This is a genomic window from Evtepia sp. (genome assembly GCF_034090835.1).
Lineage (GTDB): Bacteria > Bacillota > Clostridia > Oscillospirales > Oscillospiraceae > Evtepia.
In genome coordinates, this window is record NZ_JAXDRS010000002.1 from 1 (window position 1) to 26,111 (window position 26,111).

Consider the following 26,111-nt stretch of genomic DNA (forward strand, 5'->3'; position numbering starts at 1 on the left):
CTTGCCCAGCAGCACGGCCATGATGAGGAAGGCGAACTTCTGCAGCAGGGAGGCGATGGGAGAGACGAGGCTGTTGGCGGCGGTGAAGTCATACTTGCCGTACACGGAGATGACCATGGAGGGCATCAGGTTCAGCAGGCCGCCGATGCCCAGGCCCACAAAGACGATGGCGATGTAGGTGAAGATGGGCAGCTTGGCGAAGATGAGCAGCAGCAGGGCGATGATGTAGGAGGCGGAGTAGACCACGCTGGCGGGCTTGGTGCCGACCTTCTGGTCCAGCCAGCCCCAGAAATAGCTGCCGAACAGGCCCACGACGGCGGCCGCGGTGAGCATCATCAGGGCGGCGGGCTGGGAATTGCCCACGCTGATCATGCGGGGCACGAACTGGCTGACGATGCCGACGGTGACCATCCACAGCAGGCCGAAGCCCAGGCCCATGCACCACATGTCCTTGTCCCGGAGCAGTTTGGATACCGTGAAAGCGCTCTTGTGGCTGCGGACGGCCTCCGCCTGAGCTTTGAAGTCCACGCCCTCGGCTTTGATGTTATCCGGGTAAGCGCCCACGTCGTGGGGATAGTCCTTCACCCAGACGAGGGAGGCCAGGCCGAAGATGACGACGACCACGCCCACGATGGTGCAGCCGGTGGGGACGCCGAACTTGCCGAACAGACCGGAGAGGATGGCGACGAAGGTGGCGGTGCACAGGGGGGCGCCCATGGTGGCCCAGCCCAGGGCGATGCCCTTCTTGCGGGGGAACCAGTTGTTCATCAGAGTGGAAGTGCCGATCAGACCGAAGGCGTTGGAAATAAAGGTGAACAGGGTCAGGCAGACCAAAAACAGCACGGGGGAGTTCACGTGGCCGAACCAGATGTAGAGCAGGCCGGTGAGGACCAGGGTAAAGGTGCACAGGATGCGCACGCCGGTCTTCATGACCAGGCGGCCGAAGACGATGCCGCCCAGCACGCCGATGATGCCGGCGGGGGTGGCGAAGCCCAGCAGTACGTTGGGATCCCAGCCGTGCAGAGCGGCGAAGGCGCCCGGGTAGACGTTCAGGCCGTCCACGGCCAGGCCGGCCCAGAAGTAGTAGAGCAGCATGGAGTAAAGGATCATACTCCAGCCCCACTTGCCGAAATTGCTGTTGGTGAGCTGTTTGTCAGGTGCTTGATTCATGAACGATTCCTCCTGTCGTGTAGTAAAAAGACGGTAGAGTGAAAAACGTTGGAGCATCCGCCCGCTCAGAAACGGTCCCGTTCCTCGGCGTAGACCTGGGGCAGGATGGCGGCCAGGTTGGTGAATTCCTTTGCGTTGTGGTAGACCAGGGCGCGGGGGACTTCAATGGGCAGCGCCGCCCCCTCGGGCAGCATCCGGCGGGCCTTGCCGGAGATGATGTGCCAGCCCATCCAGAAGCGGGTGCGCAGCTCGCTGCCGCCGGGGACGCTGCGCAGGAAATGGGTCATCACCACGCTCATCTGGGCGGACCTGGTGGTGCCTGAGTTGGCGCAGACGATGGTGGAGCAGGCGTCCGTGCCGATCTTGTCCTGCTCATAGCCCAGCTCGCGGGGTTCCCGGAAGCTGGCAAAGAGCTCGTCGGCGCCCATGCCGATGTCCTCCCGGATGATGTGGGTGGTGCCCCAGTAGCGCTCCTTCATGGACAGGGCGGCGCAGCGGGCCTGTCCATAGTTGAGGGACACGGCGCCGGTGTGGTCCTCCGGGTCCCATATGGTATAGCGCAGGGGGCCGCAGCCGTGCCAGGCGAACCACCAGTCGAACATCTCCGCTGTGACGCCGGGCATGGCCGTATGATTCGCAACGAAGCCGGTGCCGTCCTCCAGCACGCAGTAGCCGGTCTCTACCGGCAGGTAGCCGGACAGAAACAGGTCGTTGCGGTGGTGGATGTCCAGCGCGCAGCCGGGATCGCAGGGGCCCTTGGCCAGCAGCGCCAGCTTTTCCGCCGGGATCGGGGCCGGCTCCCTGTGGTAATACTTGCTGATCGGCAGGGCCTCCTGCTCCGGGGTGATGGGGATTTTCCTTCCCATACAGTGAAACCTCCTCTCTTGCGCTGCATATATTGCAAGAATCGTGCCAAATCGTAAAAAGCGGGATTTGCGCCCCTGACCCACGACAGGACGGGCCGGTTTGGGCGCAGGGTCCCCGCAGGGAAAGATACAGTTGTATTACTTTTGAACAAATGGATAGAGACAGACGAAACGGTTTTACAGCCGGGCGGGATGTGCTATACTGAGGCTAAACGGATGCGAAGAGGAGGGCGGATATGCTGACGCTGTGCCTGATGCTGCTGGCCGAGGAGGCCGTGCAGGAGTCCATGGTGAAGATCGCGGTGCATTTTGAAACATTTTGAAAAATTTTAGCAAGAATGAACGGGAGACAGCTGGCTAAGGAGTGAGGGGAGCCAACCTCTTTTATGGGGGCAAAAATTTTTGAGATTAGTCAAGAATAAACTGGATTTCTACAGTAGTGTCAACAGGACCAAACACGGATATTACCTATTCGGTATGTGATGCTTTATCTGTAATTTATACTGGCTTGAAAGCAATCGGCATCTGCAGATTTTCATCCGCGAAGGAAGCCAAGGGCTAGTAGGCTGCAAAAAAACGCACCTGCAGCAAAGTTGCCGCAGGTGCGTTATTAGCGGGGAGCTAGTCGGTTAGCCCATCATGGAGTTGGGGATAGCCATAACCAAATCGGGGACGTAAGTAATAAGAAATAGAATGGCAATACTGAGCAAAATGTACTGAACTGTATGCTTGCTGATTACAACCTCCACCTTGTCCTTAGTGAGCCCGGCGGCCACAAACAAATTGAGGCCCAAGGGAGGAGTGGCGCAACCAATAGCTAGGTTGATGCACATCACCACGCCGAAATGGACGGGATGTATGCCAAAGGCGGTTAGGATAGGAGCGAAAATAGGAGCTAGAATCAGGATAGCTGCGGTGGTCTCCATGAAACAGCCTACGATGAGGAGCAGGATATTGACCAACAGCAGGAAAATATACTTGTTGGGACAGATGCTTATGATAAACTCTGCAATTGCATTGGTGATTTGGTAGCGAGCCATAACAAACCCGAATACAGCAGCACAGGCCATAATAAATAGAACCATGCCCGTGGAGGAAGAGGCGCCCATCAAAACGTTCTTCAGTTCCTTGAGCCGCAACTCGCGGTAGATAAACATACCTACAATGAGACCATAGGCACAGGCCACACCGGCAGCCTCAGTAGGAGTAAAAATACCGCCGTAGATACCGCCCAGAATAATGATGGGCATCAAAAGAGCGCCAATGGCATCCACAGTGCTCTTGCCCAGATTGCGCAGGCTGAATTTAATACGGGGTATTTCTGCTTGGTGCTTGATGCCATACTGAATCGGAATAACCGCCATGGCGAGCCCCATTAAAATACCGGGAAGAATGCCACCCATGAACATGGAGCCTACAGAGGCGTCGCTGACGGACGAGTAGGATACCATGACGGTGGAGGGGGGGATAATACAACCCAGTATACCGGCCACTGCCACGGTCGCCAGGGAAAAGCGCTTACTATAACCTGCCTCAATCATGGAGGGAACCATAATACTTCCGATAGCGGCACAGGTAGCAGTGGGGGAACCGGACAGGGCACCAAAGAGCATGCAGGCGAAAACAGCTACTACGCCCAGCCCGCCGGGCATCCACCCCAGAATAGCGTTACAAAAATTGACTAGTCGGCGGGAGATACCGCCGGAGGACATTAGGTTGCCTGCTAACATAAACAGTGGAATGGCCATAATTGTGAAGCTGTCCAGAGAGCCGAACATGCGCTGGCCGATGATGATGGGGCTGATATCGCCTCCGGCCAAGATGACAAGGGCCCCAGCCGCGACTAGGCACAAGGCGATAGGTACACCAAAAACCAACAGAACAACAAATACAATAAAGAGAATGGCACATTCCATTATTCCGTGACCTCCTTCGGCTCCTTACGGTTGGGCATAAAGTCGCAAATTACATCTGTAATAGTGTGAATAACACTTAGAGCCATAGAAATGGGGATAACGATAAAGATGAACGCAATGGGAATCCGGGTAGCAGTGGTCAATTGGGCGCTACTGAGATATTTGTTGAAACACATGCAGGCGAAAAAGAACACCCCAATAACAATAACTGCTGTAAAGATATTACGGATTTTTTTAATACATGGATGCCAAGATGCGGGTAGCATCTCGGAAAAAACCACGACACCCACATGGCCGTGGGTACGGAAGCAGTAAGCTGCTCCGCTATAGCCGCACCAAATCATCAGATAACGCGCAATCTCCTCGCCCTGCATGAACTCAATCTTGAAGACATAGCGGCACAACACAATGGCGATAGTGACTACTACCATGGCAATAAAAGATATCATGGCGACCCACTCTTCAACTCCGCCAATTACTTTTCCTATCTTTTTTACGACGGACATTTCAACACTCAACTCCCCCACGCGGCTTATTTATGCTATGCGCATTTTAGTGCGCGGAGGACAGCGGCTAGTCTTAGCCACATATCCTCCGCGCGGTATTTGAACAAATTGTAGGCAAAGTAAAACCAGAGTTACTGGAGAGCTGCCTCAGCCTCCTGAATACGGGTAATCATATCGGCATCAATGCCGACAGTCCCCACATACTTATCGTACACGGAGGACATAGCCTCGGCCCACTCAGCTGTGTCTACATCGATGATTTCCACACCAGAGTCTACAATATTGTTTTTATAAGTTTCAGCATACTCAAAGGCAATCTCGCGCTGATATACAACGGCCTCGTTAAAAGCTTTTTGAACGATTTCCTGATCCTCGGAGGACAGAGAATTCCACAAATCTTCGTTCATTACCACCAAGGAAGGGATAAAGTGGTGGTTGGTCATGGTGATATATTTGACCTGCTCGTAGAACTTACCGCCATACATATTCGTCAAAGTAGTGCCGGACACGGCGTCAATGGTATGTTGCTGCAGGGAGGTATAGATGTCGCCCCAAGCCACGGACAGGGGCATTGCCCCGATGGCAGCAAAAGAATCGGATTGCAAGTTGGAGGAGTGAGAGCGGACACGGACACCCTGCATATCTTCGGGATGCTCGATGCGGACGTTGCTGCCTACCATGTAGGTGCCATTTTCAAAATAACCGAGCCCCTTAAAACCACTGCCTTCCAGAGCGGCACAACGGTCGGCAGCCAGCCAATCATCCATGATAGCCCAAGCATCCTCCACGGACTGGAACAAATAGGGGAGATCAAAGTAGTTCTGACTATCTACAAAGCCCGACATAGAGGGGGTAGAACAGATAGAAAAATCCAGAGTCCCCATTTGAACGGACTCTAACATCGCAATTTCGGAACCTAGAACGCCGCCGCTTTGAACGGTCAACTCCATGCGGCCGCCGGAATACTCATTTAGCAATTCAGCGAATTTCACTAAGCCAAGATCCCAAGGCTGGTCGGCAGCTAGGACGTTGCCAACCTGCCAGTGATAGGTAGGACCATCGGAAGGAGAATTGGTGTCATTACTAGGGGCTCCGCTATTGGTGGGGGGAGTTGTATTACCGGAAGTTCCTTGGCTACCGCCGCTACAGGCGGCGAGGGAAATGACCATTGAGAGGGCCAGAAACAGGGCAATAGCTTTTTTCATAAGTATCCACATCCTTACTCATTATTTCAGTTCATCCCTAAAAGGTTGCACAATGTAAAACAGATCCGATCTTAGGTGTAGTTACCGATAACCAACATCCGCGCAAGCAGATTGGTCTCATTGAGGAGACTGCGTCCCTCGTTGGGACGGAAAGAAATAGCTTCTCCGGCATTAACAATATGCTTCTCGTTGTTCTTGTCGGTAACAGTCATGGAACCCTCAAGTACATAATAGACCTTCTCCTGGGGGCTGGACTCATCCCACGCTGCTCCGCCGCCGGGCAGGAAGGTGGAAACGCCGATCCAGAACTTCTCGGCTCCGGTCTCTTCCTTGCCATGGATCCGCATGGCGACCATGTTGAAATGACCAGGGGCGTTATAAGGCTTCAAATCTGCAACAGTACGCTTGACCATAATGAAATCGCTCCTTTGGTAAAAAGATTTTTGGCTCCTTCACTTGCTTGTAGTTGTCTCCATATTTGTATTTGTAAGCTCACGTTTCACCTCCCTTTCTACTGGATAACCCCTTTGCCGATGTAGAAACATTGGGATTAAACAGGCCGTTTGTCTATGCGTTCGACATAGACCGGGTTAGGAACCACGGCCTAATTGGAACCTCTGCAATTATGAAGTGATCTCGTGTTATGTGATGGTATGTGGTCATACTTTGCACATTTGACGCTAGGCGTTTAAGTAATTTGCTAGGCAGGGTGCTTTCAAAATTGTACCCAAGGATATTTTCTGAGGTAGCGGCAAAATTTTTGCCGTTGGACGTCCAACGGCATGGAAGGCGCGCCTTCCATGATAACCTTTAAAGATAGATATCATGCTTTATGAAATAAAGCATGTATGATGGTGCCGCTATAGTAAAAACACGCAGTTTTAATATGCTGGGATGTGTTGCAGCTAGTTTCCAATTGATCAACTTAACATTGCTTTATGCCAATAGTTTAATTAAGAAATAGCTGACAGGCAATACGTACAAATATGTAAGCAAATAACTTTGTGGTATGTGCTAACAAAGTAACAAATACATATTTTTGTAGAAAACGCCAAAAAGTTCTTTAATATTTTATATAATAGGTCAATAAGATAAAAAAGAAAGCCTAAAGATACTGTAAAAAGAAACAAAAATTGTGCAAAAAAATTGTCGATTAAATAGTTTGTATGGGCAGCGCATCAGATTGGAAAGGACAGAGTATTTGAGAAAGACCATAAACTGCAGTAAAAGCCCGGCCAAATGAAAAAAAGCTTGCAAATAGGGGCATGCTGTGCTAAAATACTCCAGCATGTGATTACGCACACCCGCGGACGGAGGGCCGGGTGCCTCTGGGATCAGAGGTCGGCCTGCTTCGGAAGATGCGGGTGGAGGAATCAACAATTAAAGGAGGAATATCCCTATGGCAGTCGTATCCATGAAGCAGCTTCTCGAGGCGGGTGTCCACTTTGGCCACCAGACCCGCCGCTGGAACCCCAAGATGGCCACCTATATCTACACCGAGCGCAACGGCATCTATATCATCGACCTGCAGAAGACCGTCAAGAAGCTGGAAGAGGCCTATAACTTCGTCCGTTCCCTGGGCGAGACCGGTCAGTCCCTGCTGTTTGTCGGCACCAAGAAGCAGGCGCAGGAGGCCATCAAGGAAGAGGCCGAGCGCGTGGGCATGTATTATGTGAACGCCCGCTGGCTGGGCGGCATGCTCACCAACTTCAAGACCATGCGCGGCCGTGTGGACCGTCTCAACCAGCTCAAGAAGATGCAGGAGGACGGCACCTTCGACATGCTGCCCAAGAAGGAAGTTATCAAGCACATGGGCGAGATCGCCAAGCTGGAAAAGTACCTGGGCGGCGTGGTCGAAATGAAGCGTCTGCCCGGCGCCCTGTTCGTGGTTGACCCCCGCAAGGAGCGCAACGCCATCAACGAGGCCCGCAAGCTGAACATCCCCATCGTTGCTATCGTCGACACCAACTGCGATCCCGACGAGATCGACTACGTGATCCCCGGCAACGATGACGCCATCCGCGCCATCCGCCTGATCTCCTCCGTGATGGCTAACGCTATCCAGGAAGGCAAGCAGGGCGCTGACGCCGCTGAGGCTGCCGCAGAGGAAGCTGCTGCTCCCGCTGAGGCCTGAGACTGACCCTTTCGCAAGTGCCCGTTTGGTAACGGGCACTTGCGCTTGAATATTCAATCGATTTAAATAAGTTGGAGGTTTGTTACCATGGCATTTACTGCTGCTGATGTTAAGACCCTGCGTGAGATGACCGGTGTTGGTATGCTGGACTGCAAGAAGGCTCTGGCTGAGACCGACGGCGATATGGACAAGGCTGTTGAGCTGCTGAGAGAAAAGGGCCTGGCTGCTGCACAGAAGAAGGCTGGCCGTATTGCTGCAGAAGGCATGGCTTACGCCGAAGTGTTTGCTGACGGCGCTGCTCTGGTCGAAGTGAACGCTGAGACCGACTTCGTTGCTAAGAACGAGAAGTTTGTGGAGTTCGTGAAGGATATCTGCTATGTGGTCGGCAAGTGGGGCCCCGTGGACATGGAGACCCTCATGACCCTGCCTTACCGTAAGACTGGTCTGACCGTTCAGCAGGCTCTGCAGGAGATGGTCCTGACCATCGGCGAGAACATCCAGATCCGCCGTTTCGAGCGCTATGACTCCGGCGTGAGCATCGCTTACAACCACATGAACGGCCGTATCGGCGTTCTGCTGAACATGGAAGTTTCCGCTGGCCTGGAAGAGAACGAGAAGGTCGTCGAGCTGGGTAAGGATCTGGCTATGCAGATCGCTGCTATGAACCCCGCTTTCCTGGACAAGGCCGACGTGAGCCAGGAGACTCTGGACAAGGAGAAGGAGATCCAGCTGGCTATGATGGCCAACGATCCCAAGATGGCTGCCAAGCCCGACAAGGTCAAGGAAGGCATCGTGATGGGCAAGCTGGGCAAGTACTACGAAGAGAACTGCCTGATGCAGCAGGCTTTCGTGAAGGAGAACAAGGTCTCCGTGGAGAAGCATGTTGCTGAAGTCGCCAAGGAAATGGGCGGCACCATCCAGGTGAAGGGCTTCTATCGTTTCGAGAGAGGCGAGGGCCTGGAGAAGAAGCAGGAGAACTTTGCGGAAGAGATCGCAAAGCAGCTGGAAAAGAAGTAAGTTTGGTTTCATAACGAGAGCGGGTTTTACCACATGGTGAGACCCGCTCTTTTCCTGAAAGGGGATGGGATGATGTACACGATCAAAGAGACGCAGGATTTTCATCCGCTGTCTATTCTTTACCAGGAGAGCGGCTTAGAGGTAAAGCCCTCTCAGGAACCCCCGGCAGGGACCGAGAAGCTGTGGCGCTGCGAAGAGAACGGGACAGGAGATTTACTGGCGGCAGCTACCCTGCAGAAGCGCAGCGGATACTTTGTGCTGGCCCATTTGGCGGTCTGTGAGCCATGGAGGGGCAGGGGACTGGGAAAGATCCTTCTTGCGCTGGCAGAGGAGGAGGCCAAAGCCCGGGGGGCGCAGGAGATTTGGCTGGTTGGTAAAGTACCGGAGTTTTATGCTCAGTACCAGTGGGAAACCGTCCCCAGAGAAGAGGCCCCAGCGATCTCGCGCTGCCTGACCTGTGATCAGTTCCAGGCCTCTTGTTTTCCCAGCATTATGAAAAAGCGATTATAAAAATAAGAGAGAGGCTATCCCCCGGCCCAGCCGGGGGATAGCCTCTCTTCCAGCCTCCAGCCCGCCGATGAAAGACATCGGCGGCTGGAGAGGTAGATCAGATCATTCTGTTTTTTCCGGTTTTTCTCCTGTGGTGGTTGTGTTTTCCTGAGGAGGCGCCGCGGTGTCGGGGCTGCCGATGGCCAGCGAGAGGGCCTTCACGATTTTTTCGTCCTTTTGATCCAGACTGGTCTGAATGGTGACGGTATCCCCTACGTTCAAAATTACGACATTGGGATTCATGGAGGCCGGGAGGGAATAGAAGGTGTCCGCTCCGTCCAGACGGATATAATACCAGGAGTTTCCTTCGATAACGGCGGTACGAATCTCTGCGATCACCCCTGTTTTCTCCGTCTGGTCAACGATGTCCTGATCGCCATCCGTTTCGATGGGAATGCCCGATTGTTTCAGCTTGGCGATATAGTCGTTTTCGCAGGCGGCCACGGTGTCTCCTGTGGCAACGACTCGATACTGGGAGACGTTGACCATGGCGTACATTTTCACCAGGTCCGAGCTGTCCTTCATGGACATAAAGTAGGTGGGCTGTCCTGCCACGTTCAAGAGCAGGGGGAAGGTGGCCTTATAGCCCAAGTCCTGCACCACACCTTCGGCCGAGCTTTGGGCGGAGGCTTCAATGGCGCCCGGCACCGAATAGAATTTGGTTTCCTTGGTTCTCTGGTTGGAGAGGAGGAAGCCGATATTGGACTGGTCGCCGCTCACCGACGTGATGCCCGTGTACATATAGACATCGCCGTTCATGGCCAGGTAGTTATAGTCTGCGGTGGTGACGGTCACGTCTTTTTGTCCGATGAGAGAGTTGATGAACCCCTTCACATAGGTGCCATAGTAATCATACTGCTTGGCGATCAGGTTCGCGGAGTAGACACGGTCCACCCAGGAGGGGATATCCTGAATATCGTAGTACATGTGTTCACCGGTGCAGGCGTTGAGAAGCACGGCGCCAACGATGTCTGCGCCGCCGAAGAGTCCGATGGTGCGGGTCTCTCGGGGGCAGACCCACCAGGGCTGACCGTCCTCATCGATTTCCAGGTGGGCAGAGCTGAACATGAAGGTGGGATAGCGGAAGCGCAGGGCGCGGTTCAAGTCCCGGTTAAAATACTCCGAGGGAGAGTAACGCATCCCTTCCAGACCCAGAGAGGAGAGACGGACCACCTGGGCTTCCTGGGTCACCATATCCACGGTGATATAAGCGGGAAGGCCTTCTTTGGTGTTGATGAACCACTTGAAGAAGTCTCCGTATTCCAGGGATGCCACGCGAACGGGGCGGCCCTGATAATTGATCTGGGTGTAGTCATAGGCCACTTCGAACTGGCTGACCATATCAGACAGTTCGCCCAGCTTTCTGTTGCCGATGGTTCTGGCGGAAGACTCATCGAGCATAGGTATCTCGTTGTAAGACACCTGTTCGATATCGGTGGAAAAGTCACCCTGCTCCACCTGCAAAAGATTGTGGTAGGACCCGGCCCGGAAGACAGGCAAAGAGATGATCTGGCCAACGATGAAGAGAACGATGAAGGCCAACACAATGATGACCACCACTTTGCACTGATTCTTTGCAAAGGAGAGGTAGTCTTTCAGGTTGATGCCCTGGCTTCCCGTGTCGATCCCCAGGGTGATCATAAAGACCAGGATGTAAACCAGGAGAAGGACCAGAACAAAGCTGTAAAACCCTGTGTTGTGGAGATTGATGGCCGGCAGGGAGACGTAGAACCAGATCCCGCCAATGACCAAAGTGATGAGCAGGCTGATCAACATGCGCGGCATCGTTCGTTTTGCCTGACTATCTGACATAATGGACTCCTTTCAGAACGATAAAAATGGATGAATATGGGTATTATAGCCTATTCTATGGAAAAAAGCAATTGTTTCAGTTTGACATCCTACTGAAATCATGGCAAAATAACAACATACACTCTGATTGCGCGATGAAAAAAGGGGGCGTACCTTTGGTTCAACTGGAGTTAACAGGAAACCTGCACGACTTGAATGTACTGTCTGTCTTTGTGCGCCTGGCGCTGGCGATGGCCTTTGGAGGGACCATTGGATTTGAACGGGGCATCCGGCAAAGAGCGGCAGGACTGCGCACCCATATGCTGCTGTGCGTGGGTTCCGCCTCTACGATGCTGGTGAGCCAATACATCTATGCCAGCTATGGGGTGGGGGACCCCGCTCGTTTGAGCGCACAGGTCATCAGCGGCATTGGCTTTTTGGGCGCAGGTACCATCATCATCACTCGCCGTAACGAGATCAAAGGCCTGACCACAGCGGCCACACTCTGGGCCACGGCCTGCATGGGGCTGGCTGTTGGGGTCGGCTTCTATGAATGTGCCCTCATTATGTACATTCTTTTGATTTTTATCCTGATCTTTGTCAGTGTTCTGGACAACAAGTATCTGAAGATCCCCATCAGCACTGCATTATATCTGGAAGTGCGGCGGGACGTTGGTTTGGGGGACGCCATCCAGTTCATTCACGAGATTGGGTGGCATGTGCGGGAAGTCAAGGAATTTCCCTCTGGCCGTGAGGATGTGCTGGCGGTTCGGATGGACTTGGAATCCGATCAGGCCATGCGGGGCGATGTATCCACCATGGAACTGCTCCGGGAAAAAGACGGCGTGCTTCGCCTGGAAATGTAACGGAATAGGAAAAACAGCGGCGCTGGTTATGAAGCGCCGCTGTTTTTATCGTTATCGATAGGGTTGTTGATTGTCATCGAAGATTTCTTTCCGGTGATAGGCGGAGTAGATAGGGGAGAAATCCGGATACTCCTTTAAAAAACCTTTCATCAAAACGTCTGGATTCAGACCGGGATTCTGGGCTTTCAGCAGAAGGGTCAGGAACAACAGGTTTCCATCCGGACGGCTCTCTTCCACTGCTTCGACTAAGGGAATCACGTCCACTTCCGTAAACCCGCTTTTTGCTTTCTTACTGCGCTTCTGTACCACAAAGCGCTCTCGGCTGGTCAACTCCTGAAAGGCCTGTCCGGCGGCTTCGGCCACAGGTTCTGCAAACTCCAGCATGATCTCATACCGGACCGAAGTGAGCTTTCGGAAGGGAAGCCCCCCATCGTAACAGCGCAGAACATGGATCCCTGCGGGAAGGGCTGCGTTCATCCGGTCCGGCAGTTCTTCCATGGTGCATCCGGATACCAGTCCGAACTCCAAAATCTCACAGTCGCTGGAAAAGCCCAGAGACAGGGGGAGGGGAATGGAAACATAGGGATGGGGATGAAAGCCCTCTGTGTGCCGGATGGCAATGCCTGCCCGGAGGAAGGCCCGCTCCATAGTGTGTATCAGGTCCAGGTGGGAGATATACTTGGCCGTTCCAGATTTGGAAAACAGGATTCTTTGATCATTGGCCATGGCAGATCCCTCCTTCGCACAGATGATTGGCGCCGCAGCCGGAACATTTCACCCGGCAGTCCGGCGTAATGACCCCTTGATACGCAGCTTCCCGCTCCTTCCAGAGATAGCTCTCCTTGACGCCGTCAGAAATTACATGCCAGGGAAGGATTTCCTCCTTGTCCCGCACCCGGTGGGCATAGAAGGAAGGGGAGAGGCCGCAGGCATCAAAGGCGTCCAGCCAGGTTTGCAGGGAGAAGTACTCGCTCCAGGAATCAAACTTTGCGCCGTTTTTCCAAGCGGTTTCTATGACATCGGCCATTCTGCGGTCCCCTCGGGAGAGGGCAGCTTCCAGGAAGCTGGTCTCCGGATCGTGCCAGTTATAGGTGATGGATTTGTTCCGGAGATGCTCCCGAAGGAGGGTCACTTTCCGCAGGTATTCCTCCATGGTGTTCTGGGCTTCCCACTGGAAGGGGGTGTGGGATTTGGGCACAAAGCAGGAGGTAGAGACTGTGATCCGCACGCCCCGGGAGCGGTTAGGGGTGCTGTTGCGCCAGACGTGGTAAACCTTGTTGGCCAGGTCAGCGATCCCAAGGACGTCTTCGTCGGTCTCCGTAGGCAGACCCAACATAAAGTAGAGCTTGACGCTGCTCCATCCCCCTTCAAAGGCAGTGCGGCAGGAGTTAAGCAGATCCTCTTCCGTGACGTTTTTATTGATGGCATCCCGCAGACGCTGAGAGCCCGCCTCCGGCGCAAAGGTGAGCCCACTCTTTCTTCCCCCCTGCTGGAGCTTCTCCATGAGGTTCATGGAGAAATTGTCCGCCCGGAGGGAGGGAAGAGAAATACTGATCTTGCGGGGCTGGCAAAAATCCAACAGTTCGTCGCAGAGAGGAAGCAGGTCTGGATAGTCGCTGGAGGACAGACTCATAAGGGTCATTTCCTGATATCCGGAGTCCTGACAGGCATCGATCCCCTGCTGGGCCAACAGGTCGTGGCTTCTGCCGCGGACCGGACGATACACAAACCCGGCCTGGCAGAACCGACAGCCACGGATACAGCCCCGGAAGAGCTCCAGCATCACCCGGTCGTGGGTAATCTCCGTGGAGGGAACGATGGTTTTCACGGGATAGTAGGAGGCATCCATATCCGATACCAGGCGCTTGGTGACCACCTTGGGGGCGACGTCCCGGGGAAGGATCTCCCGAATGGTCCCATCCTCGTGGTAGGAAACCGTATAGAGGGAGGGAACGTAAATGCCGGAGATCTGGGCGGCGGCGGTGAGCAGCTGTTCTTTGGTCCAGCCCTCTTTCTTGGCTTTCCGATAGAGCTGGATGAGCTCTACGTTTACCTCTTCTCCTTCCCCCAGGATCACAACATCCAGAAAGGGGGCCAGAGGCTCAGGGTTATAGGTGCTGGTCCCCCCGGCGATGATGAGGGGGGTCAGGCCGGGACGGTCCTCGCTGCGCAGAGGGATCCCTGCCAGATCCAGCAGGTTCAGCACATTGGTATAGGCCATCTCATAGCCCAGAGAGAACCCGATGATATCAAAGTCGGCCACAGGGTCGCCGCTCTCCAGAGCATAAAGGGGGAGCCCCTCCTTACGCATTTCGTCTTCCATATCCCCCCAGGGGGCAAAGACCCGTTCGCACCAGACGCCTTCCATCTCATTCATGACACCGTAGAGGATGCGAAGGCCCAGGTTGGACATTCCGATCTCATACGTATCCGGAAAACAGAAGGCAAAGCGGCAGTCTACGGTCTCTTTGTCCTTGTGGATGGCGTTGTATTCTCCGCCCACATAGCGGCCTGGCTTTTGAACCCGCGCCAGGATGCGTTCCAGTTTATGATCCATACGGACCCTCCAAATCAGCGGGAGAGACCCCCGCGGGATAGTGACATAAAACAAAGTCATTATAGCATAAAAACGGGGTTTGTGCAGACCTTTTTGCAGAAAGGGAGCGGGGTTTCCCGGGAGATCAGTCCTGCGCCTCCTGGTTGTGGACCGAGACCGCGTGCTTCTTACAGATCCTCTGGTAGCAGAGCAGACCCAGCCCGCTGATCGCAAAGGTGAGGATAAAAACAACGACAGCAAAGAAATAGCTTTTGGTGCCCAGGGCATCGCCGCCCACGGCGGAGGTGACGATAGAGGGCAGGCGGCCCAGGGAACAGATCAGGAGAAAAGCCGGGAAACGGATCTCGGTGAGACCGGCAAAATAGCAGAGAAGATCCTTCGAGGTACCGGGGATCATGAATACAATCAGGTACAGGAAGGTACGCCGAGGCGAATACTGCAAAAAACGCACGGAGTGAAGTTTTTCCTGAGAGAAAAACAGAGTGACCAGCCGCACACCAAACCGCCGCACCAGGAAAAAGATCAAAATGCTGCCCACCGTGGCGGAAGCCAGGCAGAGAAGTGTCCCTTCCAGGGCGCCAAAGGCATATCCGCCGGCGATCTCCAGAGGCTCGCCGGGAATGACGGCCACGATCACCTGAAGAAACACCATAGCCATGTAGAGAAAGCGGCCGCTCGTGCGGCGCTCAGCCAGCCAAAGCCGGAATTTCTCCGGATCAGAGGCCAGGGTGACCATGGGAACGCCGATCTTCCAGAAAACCAAAACACTGAGCACGGCCAGAAGGAGCAGGATGCCCAGAGCAAGCCGTTTCTTCCATGGTTCTGACAGGGGATGCTTCTGTCTCATCGCAGTTGTCCCCCTTCCCATTTTTGGATCCAGCGGGTACGGGAGAGGTAGGAGACATGTTCGGTGCGTACCTCATGCAGCAGCGGGACCGGAACGGTCCGACTGTACTGGGGGAGAAAACCGCACTTCTCCTGGACCCGTTGGGATTTTCGGTTGCCGTCGTAGTGCCCGCACCAAAGTCCAGGGCAGCCAAGCTCCAGGAAGCAATGGCGGAGCACAGCCTGTACCCCTTCCGGAATGAGTCCCTGCCCCCAGTAGGGCCCCCCGACCCAATAGCCCAGCTCGCCCTCCCCCGGGGAGAGGGGGAGATTGGCCTGGTCCCCCCAGAGAACGCCGATGCATCCCACCGGCTCTTCGGTTTGGCGCAGGACAACCGCATAGATCTCCGGAGCCGAGAAGACTGTTTCAATGATGGTTTTGCTCTCCTGCACACTGCTGTGGGGAGGCCAGCCTGCTGCAGGGCCAATGCGCGGATCTTTGGCATATCTGTACAGAGCCTCCGAATCGGAGGGCTCCCACGGTCTGAGAATCAAACGATCGGTTTCCATCTGCAAGGGATCCACCTTCTTTCATGACTGCTTAGGACCTGTTATAACTCAATGGCTTCTGCCTGTCAATAGGTTGGAGGAAGAGGAAAAAGCGGCGCTGCCGGAACGCAACCGGCAGCGCCGAAAACAGGGGGCTTATATACGGTCTTGGATGGTCTTCCAAAGGGGAAGAGAGAGAAAACTCCCTTCTACATGGGACTCCATGGTCAAAAACCGTTGATAGGGCATAGAGAAGGACAGCAGGTCTTTGCTCAGGTGGACCCGGCCGGAAGGGTCGGTGATACCAATGGTACACCAGTCATTGCCCTCCTCACTGTCGCACACAGAGTAGAGGACAGACTGGGCACAGCCGGCGCCAAAACGGATCTTTACGCTGTCCTGTATGGGCTGGTCGTAGCTTGCCAGCGTGACAAGGCCGGAAAGCTGGTCTGCATTGACCAGAAAGATGACCGAGACCGGCGTCTCTTCGGGTGTGAGTTCATGCAAAGGTTTGAACACGAGGCAGGGCGCAGGCGATGCCTTCGGCAGGCTTTGGACGTAGGCATCGCCCAGGGCATGATCCTTCTTATAGCGGAGCCCGGGCAGGGCCTGGTTTCCGTTGGAGAGAAAGTAAGCCAGAGAGTCCGGAGGATCGGAAACAAAGCCCAACCCGACCTTCCCACCGGAACACCCCTTCTCTTCTGCCATGAACACAACGGTTTCTCCTCGTGCTGCCTCTTCGATCCCGGCGATCACACAGCCGGGACGGGATTTGTGCAGCGCGGCATACCCAAGGGGGAGGGCGGGAAAGCGCAGGACAGCAACCGGGTGCAGTTCCATTTTCAGCGCTTCTCGGAGTTTGCTTTCCATGTTATTCCTGCCTTTCTTCCCGGTCTCTTCTGATGTACTCTGTCAGGACCTGCCGGTTGACCGCTTCCATCTGACGGAGCTTGTCCACACTTTCAGAGAGGAAGAGAGGATCATTGCTTCTGGAGACTGCACCGTCAATGAGTTCTTTCAGTCTTGGTTCGGTCAGCGTATTCAGATCTTCGTAAAGATCCTGCCCCACGTAAGAGAGGAAGGAGCTCACTTTTTGGTCGTAAACTATCCCTACCAGGGGCACGCCCTGGCCGGCGGCGAAAATCAGACCGTGCAGACGCATGGAGACCACCACCTGCATCCGGGAGAGGATGCCGATGGTCTGGGCAGCGGTGTAGGCATCCTTGATGATATGGCTGGGGTGCTGCATCTTCTGGATGACCCGCTGGGCCGCAGCAACGTCCAGACGGGGCTCGATGGGGAAGAATACCGGCGTCAGACCGTAGGTCGCATAGACGTAGTCGGCCGCGGCCGCCAGTGCGTCCACCTTGTCCTCAAAGCCGGGCCACGGGCGGAGAACAAAGCCAATATAGTTCCCCCGGGGCGGGATACCGCAGCTGTCCAGAATACCATCCACCACATCAGAGGGCGCGGCAGGGAGGATCACAGTGGTGTCTGCGGACAGGGAGATGGAAGGCCGGGTCACCCCCAGCACCTCCAGCTCTTTTTTGGAGTCGGGGTCTCGGAGGGTGATGGAATCCACGCAGCGGTTCATCACCTGAGTGGCCCGCTTCCGGTTCCTGCTGTTGCGGATAGGGCCAATGCCGCAGCCGTACATGACCACAGGACAACCGCTGCGTTTTGCGGCAGTCAGGGTCCAGAGGTAGAACCAAAGGGACCGGTAGGACGTAACGTCCTGCATGAGGGACCCGCCGCCGTTAATGAAGAGTTTTGCGTGCTTGAAATAGTAGAGGGCTTTCCAGAAATGGAAGGTATAGAAGGCATTGACCCGATAGTTCATTCTGGTATCCAGGGGATTTCTGGAGAAGACCTGGAAGGAGAGGTCAGGGTCGATCTCCCGCAGCTCAGAGAGGATCGCCAGTAAGATGGCGTCGTCGCCTGCGTTGCCCCGTCCATAGGCGCCGCAGATCACCACCCGGTCTCTGCCCTTGCGCTCATAGCGAAGAATGGTTTCGTAGATCTCCAGCTGGCGCTGAATGGTTGCGTCGATGGAAAAGTCCCGCTTGCCCTTTTCATAGAGACGCTGCCCCATGGTTCTCCGCAGGGCGAGGTCTTTGGCCAGCGTCAGCAGATGGTTTGCCAGATCCTCTGCGTTGCCTGCTGGGAAGAGGAAGCCGTTGGACCCGTGATCGATGAGATAGGATACGCCGCCCACCTTGCTGCTCACTGTGGGCAGAGCAGCCCGGGCCCCTTCCGTCAAAGCATAGGGGAAGGTCTCCGAGATAGAGGTCAGGGTGTTGATATCAATGGCGTGATAAAAAGAGTCGGTGTCCGAGATCCAACCGGCAAAGCAGACCTCTTTGGACACCCCCAAATCCTTGGCCAGCTTTTTCAGGTTCTCCAGCTCCTCGCCGTCACCGGCGATGAGCAGGCGCAGGGCAGGGAAGGAGGCGTGGGCGATGGCAAAGCCACGAATGAGGGTGGCAATGTCTTTCACAGGATTCAGGCGGGCTGCGATCCCGGCCACCACACAAGTGTCGTCGGCGTCCAGCCCCACGGAGCGGAAAAATGTCTGGCGGTCCATGGCAGGTGTGCGAGGGGTGAAATCCAGACCGTTGTAAATGGAAAACAGCCGTTCCGGGTCAAACCCTCTGGAGATCAAAAGATCCACCATGGCGTCGGATACGCCGATGCGATAGTCGATCCGGCGCAGAGCAAAGGTGTTGATGGTCCCGTAAGTCACCCGGGAAACAGGGCGGCCCAGGTAGTCCAGGCGATAGTCGCTGTGGACGGTAGAGACCGTGGGCAGGCCGGTCTTCCGGGCCAGCAGGGCAGACATCATATTTCCTCGTGCGCCGTGGCTGTGAATGATGTCGTACTTCTCTTCTTTTACCATCCGAACCAGTTTCTTGAGGGTGGAGAGGAAGTTATGCCCGGTGATCACCTGGGTATCGATGCCAAGGGCTCTGGCTTCCTGGGTAAAGGGGCCCTCTGTAAAACAAACCATACGGACCTGGATCTTGGGCGTAAGGCCGGCAAGCAGGGTGTGAACATGGGTCTTGGCCCCGCCGGTATCTCCGCCGCTGATGAGATGGAGCACTTTCATACAGACGCCTCCGAAAAAAGACTTGTGAAATACGAGATAATATTATACAATGGTTTGGAAAAATGGTCAAGCAACGGAGGTTTACCATGAGTGTCATCGACAAAAAAGGAAAGTTGTTCGGCAAACTGAATATCATTGACTTGATTGCGATCATCCTGATTCTCGCAGTGATCGCTCTCTTGGGATATAAGCTGACATCCAACCGCGGACCCATCGGCGGCGCAGGCGTCCCCGTGGTCTACACCGTAGAGGTAAAGGGTGTAGACGAAGAGGTCTACCAATTCATCGAGAGCCAGCTGCCCAGCCAGCTGATGGCATCCAATGAAATGCTGGATGCCAAAATCACCAAAGTGGAAGCCACCCCGGTGACGGAAACAGAGTACATGCTGGAGGTTCAGCCTGGGACCACGGCGGCGACCCTGAAGCTCCGGGAAGCAGGAGACTATGACCTTGTCTTCACCATCGAGGGAACAGTCAAGAACAACCTGACCAGTGAATTGGGCACCCAGGAGATCCGGGTGGGCAAGTCTCACATCGTGAAAACCGATACATTTGAACTGGAAGGCGGCGTGATCCTCTCCTGCGAGAGAGGAAGCGCACAGTAACCCCTTTTCCAGGGGACTCAGTGTGTCACAACAATCCCCCTTGAACCGGCAGACCCGCCGGCTCAAGGGGGATTCTTTTCACGAAAAAACCAGCCTGCGCCAGCCGGGCCACCGATTCAGGGCGCAGCAGTCCGTGGGTACCAGAGAGAAGGGGGCGTCCCATCCGGGTCCCTTTCCTCACGGTGCGATGCAGAGAAGTTTCGTGAGATCACCGCTGCACAGTGCTTCCAGGTTCCGAAAGATCCTTTCCGGGTCCCAGTCCCACCACCGGAGTTCTTGCAGGCAGCGGGTCACTTCCGGGTCGAAGCGGGGACGGATGACACGGCAGGGGTTTCCCGCTGCGATGGCATAGGGCGGGACATCGCTGGCCACCACAGAGTTGGCACCGATGATAGCGCCGTCGCCAATGTGGACACCGGGCAGGACCGTGACATTTTGCCCCATCCATACATCGTTGCCCACGATGGTATCGCCTTTGAAGGTCAGATCCTGCGGGCCGGGGATCACCTTTTCCCATCCATGCCCAAAAATATAAAAGGGATAGGTGGTGGGTCCTTTCATGGGATGGTTGGCGCCATTCATAATAAACTCTACCCCTTTTCCAATGGCGCAGAATTTTCCGATGATAAGCCTGTCTCCGATGAAGTCATAGTGGTGGGTCACATGGACTTCAAAGTCCTCGCCGCCGGTGGCGGCATCGTCATAGTAAGTATAGTCGCCGACCTGGATCGTGGGCCGGGTGATGACGTTTTTGATATAGCAGACGCTGGGGATATTCTCGTTGGGGTGGATATCGTCCGGGTTTGGTCCAAACATAAGGGAGACCTCCTTGTGATCGGTTTCAGCTGCGGCTGGTCAGCCGTTGGGCTCGTTCAGTGTCCATCCGCCGTCGTTGTGGTAGATCATTTGACGGGTCATGCCGCCGTCGATACAGATGTTCTCCCCGGTGAGAAAGCCCGCTTTCTCAGAGCAGAGATAGAGCACCATATTGGCAATGTCCATGGGGTTGCCAACCCGTCCGGCAGGCTGCTGGAACGCATCGGGCCCCTGGTAGACCGTATATTCGGCGTCGATCCAGCCAGGCGAAATGGAGTTGACTCTCACTTTGCCCGCCAGGCTCACGGCCAGGGCATGGGTCAGGGCAGCGATACCGCCTTTGGCTGCGGTGTAGCTTTCAGTCTGCGGCTGACTCATTCGGTCCCGGGAGGAAGAAATGTTCACGATGGCCGCACCAGGGGCAAAGTGGGGAGCGAACAGCTTGGTAAGGTAAAAAGGGGCCGTGATCCCTACCCGCAGGGCATAGTTGAACGCTTCATAGGTGCATTCATCCAGGCCCATCATAAGGGGCAGGGCGTTGTTGATAAGATAGTCCACGTGGCCATAGTCCTTGATGACCTGGCGGGCAAAGGCTTCTAAAACGGTTTGGTCAGCCAGGTCTCCCACATAGTAGTCGTTGGGCAGAAGATCAATGACGCAGACGATGGCTCCGGCCTTGCGAAATTCTTCGGCTATGGCCTTGCCGATGCCTTTGGCTCCGCCGGTAACGACAGCCACTTTGTGTTCAAACATGACAGTTCCTCCTTACTCTGCATCCTCGTCCAGGGCCTCCACCAGAAAACTCACAGGCCGGAAACCATCGTTGCAGGAGAGCATGGCGGATCTGGGATCCTTCATCCACCCGTCGTAGAAGTTTTCTGCCCCGTGGCTCAAGGCCAATACGAAAGGAGAGAGGGTGTCCCATGCACTGGGACAAAATCCCTCCGGTTTTTCCCAGCCGTTGGCAAGGAAGACCTGTCCCACCTCCATATCGCAGGCGTGGGAGATGGGATTCTCGTATTGGGCCATCAAGTCTTCGTACCGGGTGATACGCATAACGGTGATCCTGCATTTTTTCATATGATCCTTCCCTCACAGTGGTCGATTTCGTGCTGGATGATCTGGGCGGTCCAGCCGGTGAAGGTTTTCAGACGCTCCTGGAATTTTTCGTTTTGCCAGCGGACCTTGATGGACTGAAACCGCTTGGCCGTGCGGGTTCCGGTAAGGGAGAGGCAGCCCTCTTCTGCTGAGTAAGGGCCGGACTTTTTGATGATCTCCGGATTAAACATCACCATGTAGCTGCCTTCGTTGTCAAAGGCGATGATACGCTTGTTCACGCCGATCATGTTTGCTGCCATACCCACACAGCCCGCTTTGTGGTGTGCCAAAGTTTCCAGCAGGTCTGCGGCAACGGGCAGGTCGTCTGGTGTAGCAGGCTCGGCCTTCTGGGCCAGAAAGGTTTCATCTTTGCAAATATCCCGAATCATAAACGGTCTCCTCACATCCTGTCTCTTATCCACGCCAGTTGGCCAAAGGATAAGTATCGTTTTTCTTTCGATATGCCTGTAAAAGTTGTCCTTCACGCAGGCTTGGGTTCTCGCAGACCTCGTATGCCAATAAAAGATGCTCAGCATTTTCGATTTGCCAAATCGCCCGACCGCCTTGATGGACCATTCCAATCCCCTGTCCGTATGCCATGTACTGTTTGATTCTTTGACGAAGCCCACGCCTTCCTTCCGCTTTCCCGATATAGAGGATCCTGTGGTCAGCACAGCGCTCAAATTTTTTACGAAGTGTTGGGATAGAGTAGAGCTTTGCTCTGGGGTGATAGCGTTTCGAATGGAAATGGACTGACCTTCCTTCCGGGAGCAAAACCCAATAGATCCCTGGTTCCTTGGGAATTGTTTGGCAGCCATTGGCGAAAAGTTCCAGCAGTGTCATGGGGGACTCTGCTGCCTGAGGCGGAAGGATTCCACATTCAAACTGTTCACTCATGGCTCTGTCTCATAGGGCCAGGTGTTGATGCCTCCGAATTCATAGAGATTGGTATAGCCAAGCTTTGCCAGAGCGGCGGCTGCAGTCTTGCTTCGGTTTCCGCTGCGGCAGTAGACCAGCACGGTGGCATCTTTTGCAGGGATGGCATCAGCGGCGGTGGTTTCGTCGATGGTCCCCACGGGCAAGAGGACAGCGCCGGGGATATGGCCGCTGTCGTACTCGTTCTGTTCCCGTACGTCCAGAACGATGACCTCCTGCATGTCCATCATTGCTTTTGCTTCCTCCTGGCTGATCTGCTGGTATCCAGTGCCGGCAGAGCCGCTGCCGCATCCGGCCAGCAGCAGGAGAAGAGAGAGAAGAAGGGAAAGGAGTCGTTTCATATTAGTACCTCCAAAAGTCCAGAAGCAAAAGCCTGGTGGCCCTGCTCCGTAAAATGTGCGCCGTCATAGGCCAGAGAGATCTTCCACCTTCCAGCATCGGCAAAGCGCAGCCCAAGCTGACCAGCCAGGGCCCGGCAGAGCTGGGCAAACCGGTGAGAACGATCGATCAGCTGCTGTTCCTGTATCCATGCCCCTGGGGAGAAGGGAGGCGGTGCAATCAGCAGGATCTTTTCCCTTGCCAGGGGAAGGCCCTGCAGGAACCCCTCTAACCGTTTTGCAGCCTCTTCCGGGCTGCGGCCCTGCAGCAGATCATTGCTGCCCAGCATGAGGATCAAGAGATCCGTATCTTTGGGAAGAACAGGGGCAGACAAAGGGATCTCCTGGCCGTTTTCACCCCAGTTCCAGACCGTCCATCCGGTTTTTGCGGCCAGAATATCCACCCATCGGCTGTCAGGGTCATAGCGGCCGCCCAGCCAGGAGCGAGGATCGTAACCATATGTGTTGGAATGCCGATACAAATGACCTTCATATGACACCTTCTTTATGAACGGTGACCTTTGTTCCTATCATACCGTCTGCCTTTGGGCGCTGTCAATGATGCAATTTCAGCCGCTGGTTCTGGAATGATCCGGAAAAACCAAACGCAACCGGAGGAGCAACGTCTGTACGTTGTCCCTCCGGTACAGAGACAGGAAAGGGGATTCCTTATACATTGTCCTGGCGGTCAGGGTCCTGGTTCTTCCTCTGGCGGCAGACGGAACACTCGGCGCAATGACTGCAGCTGTGGCCGCAGCCAGCGCAGCTCCCTTTCCGTTTTCGGAGAAAGCGCAGCGCAGCAATGGCCCCCACTACGATCAGCAGCAGAAGCGCAAGACTTTGCGGGTTCATATGCCCAGCCCCAATGCCATCCCCAGAAGACGGATGACCAGCGCACAGATCCAGGCTATAACGCACTGTCCAAAGACCACCCCTGCTGCCCATTTGGTCCCCAGCTCCCGTTTGATGGAAGAAATGGCAGCCACGCAGGGAGTATACAAAAGACAGAACACCAAAAGGGAGGCCGCAGCCAGGGGCGTCAGTGCAGCCAGGAGCTGTTCTGCCCCGCCAAAGAGCACAGACAGGGTAGAGACTACGCTCTCCTTGGCCATGAACCCGGCGATCAGGGCGGTAGAGATCCGCCAGTCTCCGAACCCGAGAGGGGCAAAGAGAGGTGCGATCAGACCTGCGATGACAGCCAGCATACTGTGCTGGGAGTCTGTCACGATATTCAGATGGAAATCAAAGGTCTGCAGGAACCACACAACAATGGTAGCCAGGAAGATGACGGTAAAGGCCCGCTGCAAAAAGTCTTTGGCCTTATCCCACAGAAGATGGGCTACATTTTTTCCTCCGGGCATCCGGTAGTTGGGCAGCTCCATGACAAAGGGAACGGCTTCCCCTTTAAAGATGGTACTTTTTGAAAGGAGAGCAGCCAGAATTCCAACCAGAATACCGAAGAAATAGAGGGCTACCATGATGAGGCCGGCATAGTTTGGAAAGAAGATAGCGGTAAAGAACCCGTAAATGGGAAGTTTGGCCGAGCAGCTCATAAAGGGAGTCAGAAGGATGGTCATCTTTCGGTCCCGTTCGGAAGGAAGGGTCCGGCTGGCCATAACGCCGGGGACAGTGCAGCCGAAGCCGATGAGCATGGGTACGATGCTTCGTCCGGACAGACCGATTTTCCGCAGGAGCTTATCCATGACGAACGCCACGCGCGCCATATATCCGCTGTCTTCCAACATGGACAGGAAAAAGAAGAGTGTTACGATGATGGGTACAAAACTCAGCACGCTGCCCACTCCGTTGAAAATGCCGTCGATCACTAGGGAGTGGAGCACGTCGTTGATGTTCCAGGCAGTAAGAAGCCCATCCACCCAGTCGGTCAGCCAGCCGATCCCGGTTTCCAGCCACTTCTGGAGCCAGGCGCCGATGACATGGAAGGTGAGGAAAAACACCAGACCCATGATACAGACAAAGGAGGGGATGGCGGTGTATTTACCGGTGAGCAGCCGGTCGATCTTCCGGCTCCGCTCGTGCTCTTTGCTCTCTCTTGGCTTAACTACTGTGAGCTGACAGAGCTTTTGGATGAAAGAAAAACGCATATCCGCAATGGCGGCGGCCCGATCCAGGCCCCGCTCCTCTTCCATTTGAGCGATGATATGCTCCAGCATTTCCTTTTCGTTCTGGGTCAGGTGCAGGGCGTCCAGAATGAGCGGGTCACCCTCCACCAGCTTACTGGCGGCAAACCGCACCGGGATACCGGCTGCTTTTGCATGGTCCTCCACCAGGTGCATGATACCGTGGAGACATCGATGGACTGCGCCGCCGTGGTCATTCTTATCGCAGAAGTCGGTCCGGCCAGGACGCTCTTGGTACTGGGCCACGTGCAGGGCGTGATTTACCAACTCTGCTACGCCTTCATTTTTAAACGCAGCAATGGGAACCACGGGGATTCCCAGCATATCTTCCATCTCATTGATATGGATCGAGCCGCCATTTCCGCGCACTTCATCCATCATGTTGAGAGCCAGCACCATGGGCACGTCCAGCTCCATGAGCTGCATGGTCAGGTAGAGGTTACGCTCAATGTTGGTGGCGTCCACGATATTGATGATACCGGTAGGCTTTTCATTCAGGATGAACTGCCGGGAAACGATCTCCTCGTTGGTGTAAGGGGAGAGGGAGTAGATGCCTGGCAGGTCGGTGACCAGGGTGTTCTCGTGCCCCCGGATGGTGCCGCTCTTCCGATCCACCGTGACACCGGGGAAGTTGCCCACATGCTGGTTTGAGCCGGTCAGCTGATTAAATAAGGTGGTTTTTCCACAGTTCTGGTTGCCCGCCAGGGCAAAGGTGAGCTGAGTCCCCTCGGGCAGGGGACATTCCTCTGCCTTTACGTGGTACTTGCCGCCCTCGCCCAGTCCGGGGTGTTCCCGCAGCTTTACGTGGCCGAAATACTCGGTAGGGTATGATTCATCCTTGGAATGGTGATACTGTTGGGGAGGGGAGACGGTGATCTTTTCTGCGTCGGCCAGACGCAGGGTAAGTTCATACCCGTGAATTCGCAGCTCCATAGGGTCACCCAGAGGAGCGTATTTGGTCAAGGTGACTTCTGCACCGGGGATAACGCCCATATCCAGAAAGTGCTGGCGGAGGGAGCCTTCCCCGCCCACCGCTGTGATCACAACGGTGTCGCCCAGGTTGATTTCTTTCAGGGTCATA

27 protein-coding genes are annotated in these 26,111 nt (G+C 55.0%); 5 read left to right on the forward strand and 22 right to left on the reverse strand.

Features of this window, described 5'->3' with window-relative positions; all coding sequences use genetic code 11:
• From SOR61_RS00020 to SOR61_RS00045, 6 genes are all read right to left on the reverse strand, one after another.
• Positions 1-1,170 (reverse strand): MFS transporter (locus SOR61_RS00020; RefSeq protein ID WP_320610677.1); only part of this gene is annotated, 1,170 nt, incomplete at its 3' end.
• Between the two features lie 65 nt (positions 1,171-1,235).
• A complete protein-coding gene (locus tag SOR61_RS00025) occupies positions 1,236-2,036 on the reverse strand; it encodes a DAPG hydrolase family protein (protein ID WP_256176277.1) in 801 nt (266 codons plus the stop codon).
• A gap of 629 nt (positions 2,037-2,665) precedes the next feature.
• The gene (locus SOR61_RS00030) at positions 2,666-3,952 is read right to left on the reverse strand and encodes a TRAP transporter large permease (protein ID WP_186909053.1); all 1,287 of its coding nucleotides are present in this window, start codon (positions 3,950-3,952) and stop codon (positions 2,666-2,668) included.
• Positions 3,952-4,458 carry a TRAP transporter small permease gene (locus SOR61_RS00035; RefSeq protein ID WP_186909054.1) on the reverse strand — a complete coding sequence of 169 codons (507 nt, stop codon included), beginning with the start codon at positions 4,456-4,458 and terminating at the stop codon, positions 3,952-3,954. Before SOR61_RS00035 ends, SOR61_RS00030 begins: the two co-directional genes overlap by 1 nt.
• Before the next feature lie 131 nt (positions 4,459-4,589).
• Positions 4,590-5,663, reverse strand: a complete 1,074-nt coding sequence (locus tag SOR61_RS00040; protein WP_256176279.1) for a TRAP transporter substrate-binding protein DctP — start codon at positions 5,661-5,663, stop codon at positions 4,590-4,592.
• A 71-nt stretch (positions 5,664-5,734) separates the two neighbouring features.
• Positions 5,735-6,076: a cupin domain-containing protein gene (locus SOR61_RS00045; RefSeq protein WP_186909056.1), complete on the reverse strand. Its 342-nt coding sequence runs from the start codon at positions 6,074-6,076 to the stop codon at positions 5,735-5,737.
• Between the two features lie 986 nt (positions 6,077-7,062).
• On the opposite strand from SOR61_RS00045, the gene rpsB reads away from it, so the two are divergent.
• The 3 genes from rpsB (at position 7,063) to SOR61_RS00060 (ending at position 9,324) form a co-directional block, all read left to right on the forward strand.
• A complete protein-coding gene (gene rpsB / locus SOR61_RS00050) occupies positions 7,063-7,797 on the forward strand; it encodes a 30S ribosomal protein S2 (protein WP_320610678.1) in 735 nt (244 codons plus the stop codon).
• Between the two features lie 87 nt (positions 7,798-7,884).
• Positions 7,885-8,814, forward strand: coding sequence for a translation elongation factor Ts (gene tsf / locus SOR61_RS00055; protein WP_320610679.1), 930 nt, complete (start codon positions 7,885-7,887; stop codon positions 8,812-8,814).
• 72 nt (positions 8,815-8,886) lie between these two features.
• Positions 8,887-9,324, forward strand: a complete 438-nt coding sequence (locus SOR61_RS00060; RefSeq protein WP_320610680.1) for a GNAT family N-acetyltransferase — start codon at positions 8,887-8,889, stop codon at positions 9,322-9,324.
• Positions 9,325-9,426: 102 nt separating this feature from the next.
• Here the strand turns inward: SOR61_RS00060 and SOR61_RS00065 are convergent, their stop codons facing one another.
• On the reverse strand, positions 9,427-11,139 hold the full coding sequence (locus SOR61_RS00065; RefSeq protein ID WP_320610681.1) for a CvpA family protein: 1,713 nt from the start codon (positions 11,137-11,139) through the stop codon (positions 9,427-9,429).
• Between the two features lie 191 nt (positions 11,140-11,330).
• On the opposite strand from SOR61_RS00065, the gene SOR61_RS00070 reads away from it, so the two are divergent.
• Positions 11,331-12,020, forward strand: coding sequence for an MgtC/SapB family protein (locus SOR61_RS00070; RefSeq protein WP_320610682.1), 690 nt, complete (start codon positions 11,331-11,333; stop codon positions 12,018-12,020).
• A 51-nt stretch (positions 12,021-12,071) separates the two neighbouring features.
• Here SOR61_RS00070 and SOR61_RS00075 read toward each other — a convergent pair whose 3' ends face one another.
• The 6 genes from SOR61_RS00075 to csaB all read right to left on the reverse strand — a co-directional run bounded on the left by SOR61_RS00075 (position 12,072) and on the right by csaB (position 19,057).
• On the reverse strand, positions 12,072-12,746 hold the full coding sequence (locus tag SOR61_RS00075) for a TIGR03936 family radical SAM-associated protein (RefSeq protein ID WP_320610683.1): 675 nt from the start codon (positions 12,744-12,746) through the stop codon (positions 12,072-12,074).
• Positions 12,736-14,577 carry a TIGR03960 family B12-binding radical SAM protein gene (locus SOR61_RS00080; RefSeq protein WP_320610684.1) on the reverse strand — a complete coding sequence of 614 codons (1,842 nt, stop codon included), beginning with the start codon at positions 14,575-14,577 and terminating at the stop codon, positions 12,736-12,738. The genes SOR61_RS00075 and SOR61_RS00080 overlap by 11 nt, the downstream gene beginning before the upstream one ends.
• Positions 14,578-14,701: 124 nt before the next feature.
• Positions 14,702-15,424 (reverse strand): TVP38/TMEM64 family protein, encoded by a 723-nt coding sequence (locus tag SOR61_RS00085; RefSeq protein ID WP_320610685.1) that lies wholly within the window; start codon positions 15,422-15,424, stop codon positions 14,702-14,704.
• Positions 15,421-15,972, reverse strand: coding sequence for a GNAT family N-acetyltransferase (locus SOR61_RS00090; protein WP_320610717.1), 552 nt, complete (start codon positions 15,970-15,972; stop codon positions 15,421-15,423). Before SOR61_RS00090 ends, SOR61_RS00085 begins: the two co-directional genes overlap by 4 nt.
• Positions 15,973-16,107: 135 nt before the next feature.
• On the reverse strand, positions 16,108-16,821 hold the full coding sequence (locus tag SOR61_RS00095) for a DUF169 domain-containing protein (RefSeq protein WP_320610686.1): 714 nt from the start codon (positions 16,819-16,821) through the stop codon (positions 16,108-16,110).
• Position 16,822: 1 nt separating this feature from the next.
• Positions 16,823-19,057 (reverse strand): polysaccharide pyruvyl transferase CsaB, encoded by a 2,235-nt coding sequence (csaB, locus tag SOR61_RS00100; RefSeq protein WP_320610687.1) that lies wholly within the window; start codon positions 19,055-19,057, stop codon positions 16,823-16,825.
• Positions 19,058-19,143: 86 nt separating this feature from the next.
• Between csaB and SOR61_RS00105 the strand changes: the two genes are divergently transcribed.
• Positions 19,144-19,662, forward strand: coding sequence for a DUF4330 domain-containing protein (locus SOR61_RS00105; protein ID WP_320610688.1), 519 nt, complete (start codon positions 19,144-19,146; stop codon positions 19,660-19,662).
• A 177-nt stretch (positions 19,663-19,839) separates the two neighbouring features.
• Here SOR61_RS00105 and SOR61_RS00110 read toward each other — a convergent pair whose 3' ends face one another.
• From SOR61_RS00110 to feoB, 9 genes are all read right to left on the reverse strand, one after another.
• Positions 19,840-20,478: a Vat family streptogramin A O-acetyltransferase gene (locus SOR61_RS00110; protein WP_320610689.1), complete on the reverse strand. Its 639-nt coding sequence runs from the start codon at positions 20,476-20,478 to the stop codon at positions 19,840-19,842.
• Between the two features lie 39 nt (positions 20,479-20,517).
• Entirely contained in the window at positions 20,518-21,231 is a 714-nt protein-coding gene (locus SOR61_RS00115; RefSeq protein WP_320610690.1) for an SDR family oxidoreductase, read from the reverse strand.
• 12 nt (positions 21,232-21,243) lie between these two features.
• The gene (locus tag SOR61_RS00120; protein WP_320610691.1) at positions 21,244-21,558 is read right to left on the reverse strand and encodes a TIGR04076 family protein; all 315 of its coding nucleotides are present in this window, start codon (positions 21,556-21,558) and stop codon (positions 21,244-21,246) included.
• On the reverse strand, positions 21,555-21,965 hold the full coding sequence (locus SOR61_RS00125; RefSeq protein WP_320610692.1) for a peptide deformylase: 411 nt from the start codon (positions 21,963-21,965) through the stop codon (positions 21,555-21,557). The genes SOR61_RS00120 and SOR61_RS00125 overlap by 4 nt, the downstream gene beginning before the upstream one ends.
• A 25-nt stretch (positions 21,966-21,990) precedes the next feature.
• Entirely contained in the window at positions 21,991-22,419 is a 429-nt protein-coding gene (locus SOR61_RS00130; RefSeq protein ID WP_320610693.1) for a hypothetical protein, read from the reverse strand.
• Positions 22,420-22,469: 50 nt separating this feature from the next.
• Positions 22,470-22,853, reverse strand: coding sequence for a rhodanese-like domain-containing protein (locus SOR61_RS00135; RefSeq protein ID WP_320610694.1), 384 nt, complete (start codon positions 22,851-22,853; stop codon positions 22,470-22,472).
• Positions 22,850-23,371, reverse strand: coding sequence for a GDSL-type esterase/lipase family protein (locus tag SOR61_RS00140; RefSeq protein ID WP_320610695.1), 522 nt, complete (start codon positions 23,369-23,371; stop codon positions 22,850-22,852). The genes SOR61_RS00135 and SOR61_RS00140 overlap by 4 nt, the downstream gene beginning before the upstream one ends.
• A 187-nt stretch (positions 23,372-23,558) precedes the next feature.
• On the reverse strand, positions 23,559-23,741 hold the full coding sequence (locus SOR61_RS00145) for a hypothetical protein (RefSeq protein ID WP_320610696.1): 183 nt from the start codon (positions 23,739-23,741) through the stop codon (positions 23,559-23,561).
• On the reverse strand, positions 23,738-26,110 hold the full coding sequence (feoB, locus tag SOR61_RS00150) for a ferrous iron transport protein B (protein ID WP_320610697.1): 2,373 nt from the start codon (positions 26,108-26,110) through the stop codon (positions 23,738-23,740). The genes SOR61_RS00145 and feoB overlap by 4 nt, the downstream gene beginning before the upstream one ends.
• Position 26,111: the final 1 nt, after the last annotated feature.

What these genes read in the sequence shown, in the direction of transcription:
- SOR61_RS00025 (WP_256176277.1), bottom strand. Translation starts at nt 2,036, where the DNA reads ATGGGAAGGAAAATCCCCATCACCCCGGAGCAGGAGGCCCTGCCGATC.
- SOR61_RS00030 (WP_186909053.1), bottom strand. Translation starts at nt 3,952, where the DNA reads ATGGAATGTGCCATTCTCTTTATTGTATTTGTTGTTCTGTTGGTTTTT.
- SOR61_RS00035 (WP_186909054.1), bottom strand. Translation starts at nt 4,458, where the DNA reads ATGTCCGTCGTAAAAAAGATAGGAAAAGTAATTGGCGGAGTTGAAGAG.
- SOR61_RS00040 (WP_256176279.1), bottom strand. Translation starts at nt 5,663, where the DNA reads ATGAAAAAAGCTATTGCCCTGTTTCTGGCCCTCTCAATGGTCATTTCC.
- SOR61_RS00045 (WP_186909056.1), bottom strand. Translation starts at nt 6,076, where the DNA reads ATGGTCAAGCGTACTGTTGCAGATTTGAAGCCTTATAACGCCCCTGGT.
- rpsB (WP_320610678.1), top strand. Translation starts at nt 7,063, where the DNA reads ATGGCAGTCGTATCCATGAAGCAGCTTCTCGAGGCGGGTGTCCACTTT.
- tsf (WP_320610679.1), top strand. Translation starts at nt 7,885, where the DNA reads ATGGCATTTACTGCTGCTGATGTTAAGACCCTGCGTGAGATGACCGGT.
- SOR61_RS00060 (WP_320610680.1), top strand. Translation starts at nt 8,887, where the DNA reads ATGTACACGATCAAAGAGACGCAGGATTTTCATCCGCTGTCTATTCTT.
- SOR61_RS00065 (WP_320610681.1), bottom strand. Translation starts at nt 11,139, where the DNA reads ATGTTGATCAGCCTGCTCATCACTTTGGTCATTGGCGGGATCTGGTTC.
- SOR61_RS00075 (WP_320610683.1), bottom strand. Translation starts at nt 12,746, where the DNA reads ATGGCCAATGATCAAAGAATCCTGTTTTCCAAATCTGGAACGGCCAAG.
- SOR61_RS00080 (WP_320610684.1), bottom strand. Translation starts at nt 14,577, where the DNA reads ATGGATCATAAACTGGAACGCATCCTGGCGCGGGTTCAAAAGCCAGGC.
- SOR61_RS00085 (WP_320610685.1), bottom strand. Translation starts at nt 15,424, where the DNA reads ATGAGACAGAAGCATCCCCTGTCAGAACCATGGAAGAAACGGCTTGCT.
- SOR61_RS00090 (WP_320610717.1), bottom strand. Translation starts at nt 15,972, where the DNA reads ATGGAAACCGATCGTTTGATTCTCAGACCGTGGGAGCCCTCCGATTCG.
- SOR61_RS00095 (WP_320610686.1), bottom strand. Translation starts at nt 16,821, where the DNA reads ATGGAAAGCAAACTCCGAGAAGCGCTGAAAATGGAACTGCACCCGGTT.
- csaB (WP_320610687.1), bottom strand. Translation starts at nt 19,057, where the DNA reads ATGAAAGTGCTCCATCTCATCAGCGGCGGAGATACCGGCGGGGCCAAG.
- SOR61_RS00105 (WP_320610688.1), top strand. Translation starts at nt 19,144, where the DNA reads ATGAGTGTCATCGACAAAAAAGGAAAGTTGTTCGGCAAACTGAATATC.
- SOR61_RS00110 (WP_320610689.1), bottom strand. Translation starts at nt 20,478, where the DNA reads ATGTTTGGACCAAACCCGGACGATATCCACCCCAACGAGAATATCCCC.
- SOR61_RS00115 (WP_320610690.1), bottom strand. Translation starts at nt 21,231, where the DNA reads ATGTTTGAACACAAAGTGGCTGTCGTTACCGGCGGAGCCAAAGGCATC.
- SOR61_RS00120 (WP_320610691.1), bottom strand. Translation starts at nt 21,558, where the DNA reads ATGAAAAAATGCAGGATCACCGTTATGCGTATCACCCGGTACGAAGAC.
- SOR61_RS00125 (WP_320610692.1), bottom strand. Translation starts at nt 21,965, where the DNA reads ATGATTCGGGATATTTGCAAAGATGAAACCTTTCTGGCCCAGAAGGCC.
- SOR61_RS00130 (WP_320610693.1), bottom strand. Translation starts at nt 22,419, where the DNA reads ATGACACTGCTGGAACTTTTCGCCAATGGCTGCCAAACAATTCCCAAG.
- SOR61_RS00135 (WP_320610694.1), bottom strand. Translation starts at nt 22,853, where the DNA reads ATGAAACGACTCCTTTCCCTTCTTCTCTCTCTTCTCCTGCTGCTGGCC.
- SOR61_RS00145 (WP_320610696.1), bottom strand. Translation starts at nt 23,741, where the DNA reads ATGAACCCGCAAAGTCTTGCGCTTCTGCTGCTGATCGTAGTGGGGGCC.
- feoB (WP_320610697.1), bottom strand. Translation starts at nt 26,110, where the DNA reads ATGACCCTGAAAGAAATCAACCTGGGCGACACCGTTGTGATCACAGCG.